Annotated in this window: 7 protein-coding genes and 2 pseudogenes; 2 read left to right on the plus strand and 7 right to left on the minus strand. The window is 70.0% G+C overall.

Annotated features, from left to right (window positions below):
• Positions 1 to 595 (plus strand): HAD-IA family hydrolase (locus AC08OQ_RS16495; RefSeq protein WP_476605645.1); only part of this gene is annotated, 595 nt, incomplete at its 5' end.
• Here AC08OQ_RS16495 and AC08OQ_RS16500 read toward each other — a convergent pair.
• From AC08OQ_RS16500 to AC08OQ_RS16515, 4 genes are read right to left on the minus strand one after another with little or no spacing between them, the layout of a single operon-like run.
• On the minus strand, positions 562 to 1572 hold the full coding sequence (locus AC08OQ_RS16500; protein WP_476601837.1) for an ROK family protein: 1011 nt from the start codon (positions 1570 to 1572) through the stop codon (positions 562 to 564). The genes AC08OQ_RS16495 and AC08OQ_RS16500 overlap by 34 nt on opposite strands.
• Before the next feature lie 16 nt (positions 1573 to 1588).
• Positions 1589 to 2410: a shikimate dehydrogenase family protein gene (locus AC08OQ_RS16505; protein ID WP_462188629.1), complete on the minus strand. Its 822-nt coding sequence runs from the start codon at positions 2408 to 2410 to the stop codon at positions 1589 to 1591.
• Positions 2411 to 2415: 5 nt separating this feature from the next.
• Positions 2416 to 3117: a 3-dehydroquinate synthase gene (locus tag AC08OQ_RS16510; protein ID WP_476601840.1), complete on the minus strand. Its 702-nt coding sequence runs from the start codon at positions 3115 to 3117 to the stop codon at positions 2416 to 2418.
• Positions 3030 to 3485, minus strand: coding sequence for a hypothetical protein (locus AC08OQ_RS16515; RefSeq protein ID WP_476601842.1), 456 nt, complete (start codon positions 3483 to 3485; stop codon positions 3030 to 3032). The genes AC08OQ_RS16510 and AC08OQ_RS16515 overlap by 88 nt, the downstream gene beginning before the upstream one ends.
• 297 nt (positions 3486 to 3782) lie before the next feature.
• Here AC08OQ_RS16515 and AC08OQ_RS16520 point away from each other — a divergent pair, with 297 nt between their 5' ends.
• Positions 3783 to 4319 carry a MarR family winged helix-turn-helix transcriptional regulator gene (locus AC08OQ_RS16520; protein ID WP_476601838.1) on the plus strand — a complete coding sequence of 179 codons (537 nt, stop codon included), beginning with the start codon at positions 3783 to 3785 and terminating at the stop codon, positions 4317 to 4319.
• A gap of 60 nt (positions 4320 to 4379) precedes the next feature.
• Here the strand turns inward: AC08OQ_RS16520 and AC08OQ_RS16525 are convergent, their stop codons facing one another.
• From AC08OQ_RS16525 to AC08OQ_RS16535, 3 genes and pseudogenes are all read right to left on the minus strand, one after another.
• Positions 4380 to 4952, minus strand: coding sequence for a VOC family protein (locus tag AC08OQ_RS16525; RefSeq protein WP_476601841.1), 573 nt, complete (start codon positions 4950 to 4952; stop codon positions 4380 to 4382).
• 277 nt (positions 4953 to 5229) lie between these two features.
• Positions 5230 to 6120 (minus strand): annotated as a pseudogene (locus tag AC08OQ_RS16530) (NAD(P)/FAD-dependent oxidoreductase); the annotation flags it as partial.
• 102 nt (positions 6121 to 6222) lie between these two features.
• Positions 6223 to 6570, minus strand: a pseudogene (locus tag AC08OQ_RS16535) (NAD(P)/FAD-dependent oxidoreductase); the annotation flags it as partial.
• Positions 6571 to 6638 lie beyond the last annotated feature (68 nt).

Raw genomic sequence — 6638 nt, forward strand, 5'->3', positions numbered from 1 at the left:
GCCCCCGTTCGAGGAGTACAACCGGCACCTGGGACGGTACTTCCCGGACATCATGCGGATTATGAATCTGCCGCTGGAGATGGAGGAGCCGTTCGTCCGCGAGAGCTATCGGCTGGCCCACCAGGTGGTGCTTTTCGAAGGGATCGCCGCGCTGCTGCGGACCCTGCACGAGCGCGGCCTCGGGCTCGCGGTCGCCACCGGCAAGGCCGGTCCACGGGCCCGGCACCTGCTGGGTGAGCTCGACATTTTGCCGATCTTCAATTATGTCATCGGCTCTGATGAGATCGCCCGTCCCAAACCGGCGCCGGACATCGTGAACCGGGCACTCGAACTGTTGGGCGTGGCGCCGAGTGAGGCGATGATGATCGGGGACGCGGTCGCCGACCTGGAGAGCGCGCGTGCGGCCGGCGTGATGGCGGTGGCCGCGCTGTGGGGCGAGGCGGACGGCGCCGAGCTGGTCGCGGCCGAGCCGGACGCGGTGCTGCGCCGGCCCGCGGAGTTGCTGTCCCTTCTCCGGCCGCACCCGGTCGAACCCGCCGGCACCGCCGGTGTCCCCGCGGCTCAGGCCGGCCGACCGATCCTCGCCGGCGGCTGAGCCGCCAGGAGCGCTCCGAACAGGGAGGACAGGCCGCCCAGCAGCGCCGGGCGGATGGGCGCGGGCGGATGTCCCGGGCGGGCAAGGGCCTGGGCATGCTCGGCGACCGCCTGCGGAAATCCAGGCAGGCCGGCCGCGAACCCGCCGCCGACCATCGCCATCGCGGGATGCAGCAGTTCGGTCAGCCCGACGACGGCCGTGGCGATCGCCGCGGCGCTCTCGCCCACTGTCCGCACCGCCCAGGGGTCGGCCGCGAGCCAGGCTGCGCGCAGGTCCGCGAAGGTCACCTCCTCACCACGCCGCTGGGCGGCCCGGCGCAGGGTGGCCGGCCCGGATGCGGTTGCCTGCACACATCCGCGGCGGCCGCAGTCACAGCTGGGCCCGCCGGACGAGATGATCAGATGTCCGATCTCGCTGGAGCCGCGACCGGGCCCCGGGCAGGACCGGCCGCCGAGCACGATCCCGCCGCCGACGCCCGTCCCGACCCCCAGGTAGACCACGTTCTCACAGCCGGCCGCGTCCGCCTCCGCGAGCGCGGCCAGATCGCCGTCGTCGCCGCAGACCACGGTGGTGCCCGGCAGCAGATCCCGCAGCGCGGCGCCGAGGTCGAGCCCGGTCCAGGCCGGCCGGCCCGGCCATGTTGTGACCCGGCCGGCGGCGTTGATGGTTGCGGGCATCGCCACGCCGACGGCGTCGACCCGACCGCCCCATCGGGCGGTCAGCGCGGCAACGTGTGCGGCGAGATCGTCGATGTCCTGGGTGGCGGTCGCCGACGGCGACCACTGGAAGGTTGTCTCCACCGGCCTGACGCGACCGTCCGGTCCGTCCGGTCCGTCCAGTCCGCTCGGCCTGGCCGGGCCGACCTGCTCGTCGCCTCCCGTCGGGTCCGCCACGGCCTGTGCGGCCTCGATGCGCAGCGCGACCTTGGTGCCGCCCACGTCGATACCCAGACAGCCGGTTAGAGGTTGTGCACGCATGAGCCCTCGCAGATCGTCAGGCGGGTGCCGCCGGGACGAGATCGAAGAACGAGCGGTAGAAGCCGATCTGGTGGGCGAGCATGTGGATGCCCGGATGGGTCGGCAGGCCGAGTGCGGCCGCGGCCCGCAGCAGGCGGGTGTCGGGCGGTTTCATGATGATGTCCGCCACGACGCAGCCCGCCGCGAGCCCGTCCGGCGGGAAGGGGAGCGGATCGTCTGGACGCAGGCCGAGCGGCGTGGCGTTCACCGCGAGATCGACATCGTGCAGCAGGGGTGCCGCGACGCCGACGGCGCGGCCCGGCCAGTGCTCGTCGAGGCGGGCGAGCAGGCCGTCGCGCTTCTCCCGGTCCGGATCGTAGATCGACAGCCGCGTGCTGCCGGCGTCGAGCAGCGCGGCCGCGATGGCGCTGCCGGCGCCGCCCGCGCCCACTAGCGAGACCCGCGTTCCGGCCACCGGGCGTCCGGCGGCCGTCAGCCCCCGGACGAATCCCGCTCCGTCGAAGTTGTCGGCCTGCCAGCGCCCGGACGAGCCGCGGCGCAGTGCGTTGGCGCTCCCGCTGATCGCGGCCGCCGGACTGCGTTCGTCGGCGAGGGCGCAGGCGGCGACCTTGTGCGGAATCGTGATCAGGATGCCGTCCAGGTTCTCGATGCGCCGGAGTCCATCGAGTACGGCGGGGAAGTCCGCCGGCCGGGCGTGCACCGGTACGAGGACGGCGTCGAGCCCGAGTTCGTCGAACAGCGGATTAAGTAACGACGGCGCCTGTACCTGCTTGACGGGATCCCCGACGACGGCGAACAGGCGGGTGGTGCCCGTGATGGCACGCGGGGCCGGTGGCATGGGCGTCAGGCCAGCGGCCCGCGCGGCATGTCGCCGAGCGTCTTCATGACCAGGTCTTCCGGAATGTCGCCCACCAGCTGTGGGCCGTCCGCGCCGTCGAGCACGAAGGTGAGGCCGGTGTTCGTCGACTTCTTGTCCAGACGCATCACGGCGACGAGCTCGGCGGCGTCCGCCTCAGTGGGCAGTGCCGTCGGCAGCCCGTACCCGCGGACCACGTCCAGGTGCTCGCGGACCCGATCGTCCCCGATCCGGCCGAGCTCCCCGGCGAGACGGCCGGCGAATACGGTGCCGATCGCCACCGCCTCACCGTGGCGCAGCGCGAAGTCGGTGGCGCGCTCCAGGGCATGCCCCAGGGTGTGGCCGTAGTTGAGGATGTGGCGCAGGCTCGAGTCCCGTTCGTCCCGGGCGACGACGGCGGCCTTGAGCGCCACGCTGGCGGCGATCTGCTCCGTCACCGGCAGACCGCGTAGGTCCCCGGTGCCGATGGAGTGGGCCCGCGCGATCTCGCCGTAGCCGTTGATCCACTCCCGCTGGGGCAGGGTCCGCAGGTAGTCGGTGTCGCAGAGGACGGCGCTGGGTTGCCAGTAGGCGCCGAGGAGGTTCTTGCCGGCGGGCAGGTTCACCGCCGTCTTCCCGCCGACGCTCGCGTCCACCTGGGCGAGCAGGGATGTCGGGAGGTGTACCACCGCCACGCCGCGGTGGTACAGCGCCGCAGCGAGCCCGACGACGTCCGTGGTGGTCCCTCCGCCGCAGGAGATGCGACGTCTGACCGGGTCAGCCCGAAAGCCGCGAACCGGCCGCAGAGCGCCTCGACGTTCGACAGGTTCTTGTCCGTCTCGCCGTCCCGTGCGGCCAGCCGCAGCACCGGCACGCCCGGGTCGGGGACCGCGTCCTGCGGCCGCGCCGAGACGATGACGGCCCGCCGGGCGCCGATCCGCGCGACGATGTCGGGCAGGATTCGGCGGACCCCGGGACCGATATCGATCGGATAGCTGCGTGAGCCGAGGTCCACCGAGACCCGTCGATGATCGGCGGTGATCCGCTCGATCGGGCTCGTCCGCTGCGCTGTGAGCATGCCCGTCAAGGTGTGCCTTCCGGATCCGCGGTCGCGTGCTAGCGCCTGCCTGGTGCCTTGCGGTGGTGCGTTGCGGTGGTTCTGCACGGGCCGCCGCGGCAATTCTGCCGCGCCCGGGAGTCGCCCCCCTTCCGTCGGGTCGGGTGTGAGCCATCGCACCTCCTCCCGTTCGTCTTCGTCGCTCGCGCGCGCCGCCGACGCCCCGCGTGGGTCGCTGCCCCGCGTGGATCCGTGCCCTTGTGTGGATCCGCGCCCCGCGCGAATTGATGCATGGTGCACGCAGAGTAGGGTCGTGTGGTGGGTTCAGACGACGGCGCGAGGCTCGCGGCATCGCTCGGACTTCTCCTCACCCGGCCGAATCGGACGCGTCTGTTCGGGGAGCTGCTCTCCTCGGCGGACGTCGGACTCGACGAGGCTGTCTACCCCGTGCTCAACGGTCTGGCCCGCACGGGCCCGACCACGGCGCGCAAGCTGAGCATGGAGATCGGCATCGACCGTTCGGTGGCGAGTCGGCACAGTGATCGTCTCGAGGCGCTCGGGTTGCTGCTCCGTTCGGCCGATCCCGATGACGCCCGCGCGGTCCGCCTGACGCTCACCGACGAGGGCCGGGCCGCCATCGATCGCTCTCGGCGTCGGCTGGCTGACGTCTTCCAGCGCATGCTCGACGACTGGCCCGCCGAGGACGCGCGCGCCTTCGTCGCCGGCATGGATCGCTTTGTCGCGGAGGGCGCGCTCAAGCCCGCGGGGCGACCTGGATACGCCCGCGGAACATCGGGAGGCCCGTACCCACAGAGAGGCCGCCCGGCTCGGGGGGTGCCGGGCGGCCTCGATTGATGATGACATTTGGATGGCCGCCGAGACAAGTCCACGAAGACGGCAGGTTTCGGACAATAATCACCAACCGTCCCGTCCGGCGCCCCCGGGGATGAGTTCGATCAGTAGTCCGGAACCCGCGTCGAGATAGGCCTGTCGCGGGTTCCGCGCGTCCGGCCGGAGCTGCTCGACCAGGCATCCCGCGGCGACCGCCCGGTGCAGGCACGCCGGCAGGTCGTCGACCTCGTAGCCGATGGAGAACATTCCCTCGCCGCATTGGTCGAGAATTTCCCGCCCTGTCCACGGCCGGTCGCCGGGTTCCACCAACTCGACCAGGCTGCTGCCGAAGCGGCCGAACGCGATCCGGACGTTCTTGATCATGATCGGTCGATCGCGCCAGAGGGCGGGGCCGGAGACGACCCGCGACTCCCACGCGTCGACCCGGAGGGAGACGGCGTATCGTTCCCGGGCAGCATCGAGGTCCGCGACGAGGATGCCGAGATGGTGGAACGTCAGCTCGCCCAGCATCTTCTCGATGACCCGCGCCGCCAGCAGGGCGGAGGCCGGTGAATGGGGCGTGGTGCGGACGGACGGCGACGCCGGATCCGGCGTCGTCCGGATCCGGTCCTCCCGATTCTGGATGATTGTCTCCATCACCGCGGCTCCCTCCATGCCTCTGGCCCGGGCAGAGGGCGAGGACGCCGATCGTATCGTCGTCCTCCGGGCTGTTCTCGCCGTCCCGCGGGTACCATCGATTAGGACGATCCCGTCGCGGATGGACGCGGGACGGCCCCGGCCTTTAGAGGCCCGGCCTTTAGGAGTCGAAATGAAATAACTTGCGCGTTTCGAACCCTCCACAGGCCTGTGACCTGCGATGATGCTCTCGATCACGTATTTGTTACTTCATTACGTCCCCTTAGCGGCCCGGCCTTTAGAGGATTGCCGGAGTGGGCACCCCACCCGTGCGGGTGAGTAGATCGTCGAGGTCGTACTCGTACCAGCGGCGGAGCGGCTCGGGGGAACTCGTGCGCCCCCACTCGTACATGCGGCGCTGGGCTTCGAAGGAGCCGTCGTGCCAGCGGCGCAGCACATCGCCCAGCCGGAGCGGAGTGGGGAGGAAGTCGGCGCCGCCCAGCAGAGTGGCGAGCCGCTCGACGGCGGCGGCTGGGGCCAGCCGGCCGGCCTCGACCTCGTCCATCACGGCGTTGAGCGAGTCGAAGAAGGGCTGGAATTCCGGCAGGTCGGGGCAGAAGGTGCCCAGATGTGGCGCGTCGAGCAGGCGGTCGAACAGCGCCGGATCGCCCTTTTCCAGATAGCCGAAGTAGGTTCCGACAAGCCGGGAGATGCCCATGTTCCAGCCGAGGAACCACACCTTCGACCACGCCCGCCACAGGTCGAAATCGCGGAACGAGATGTAGGAGCCGTGTACGAGCTTATCGTTGACGTCCAGGATCGTCTGGTTGAGCGTGTCGATGTGGCCGAAGCGTTCCGCCGAGAAGTCGTCGTCGGCGAGGGCCTCCATCAGAACTGGTGCGAGGGCGTAGATGACCTGCATGGTGTTGGCCATGCCACGGGAGAACAGCGCGTCGATCGCCCCGGCTGCGTGGGACATCATCGCCCAGCGGTCACCGACCGTCCGTGAGCTGGAGTACTGGGTGCGACCGGTGGAGATCCAGTCCCAGGCGGGCCGGGCACCGGCGAACTGGCGCGCGATACTGGGGAACCGCTCGAGATAAGCGTTCCATTCCTGCTCGGCTGGTACCGAGGGATCCCTGGGGAAGCGTCGCGAGTCAAGGTTGAGCCCGACGCTGCACAGTGGGTTGGGGGACGTAATGAAGTAACAAATACGTGATCGAGAGCATCATCGCAGGTCACAGGCCTGTGGAGGGTTCGAAACGCGCAAGTTATTTCATTTCGACTCCTTGGTGGCCCGCTGGTGATTGTCGAACGGGATCACCCACAGCCACCCGCCGTCGAACAGATGGTGCAGGGTGCCCTGGTGCCACAGCGACGGCTGCCCGCTCGGGAGGGTCACCTCGTCGAAGGGGGTGACCCCCACCATGTGGGTGAACAGGGTGCGGGAGTTCGTCCGGAACCGGCAGGGGTCTTCTCGCAGGGCGAACTGGTTCGCCAACACGGAGTTGCGTCCTGAGGCGTCGACGACGTAGCGAACGCGGATCCGTTCGCCGGCCCTTGTCGTCAGCGTCGCGGCGTCGTCGGTGAAGTCGACTTTTTCCACCATCGTGCGTTGCCGCGGTTCAGCTCCGTAACGTGGGTCTTCGAAGTTAACCGGGGTGGGCGTGAGACCCCAGCCAGTTTGGTAACTGTGCGTAATGTTGG

This window comes from Frankia sp. CcCS3 (assembly GCF_977927575.1).

Coding starts and splice junctions, on each gene's coding strand:
- AC08OQ_RS16515 (WP_476601842.1), bottom strand. CDS start 3,485: ATGCTCACAGCGCAGCGGACGAGCCCGATCGAGCGGATCACCGCCGAT.
- AC08OQ_RS16505 (WP_462188629.1), bottom strand. CDS start 2,410: ATGCCACCGGCCCCGCGTGCCATCACGGGCACCACCCGCCTGTTCGCC.
- AC08OQ_RS16500 (WP_476601837.1), bottom strand. CDS start 1,572: ATGCGTGCACAACCTCTAACCGGCTGTCTGGGTATCGACGTGGGCGGC.
- AC08OQ_RS16525 (WP_476601841.1), bottom strand. CDS start 4,952: ATGGAGACAATCATCCAGAATCGGGAGGACCGGATCCGGACGACGCCG.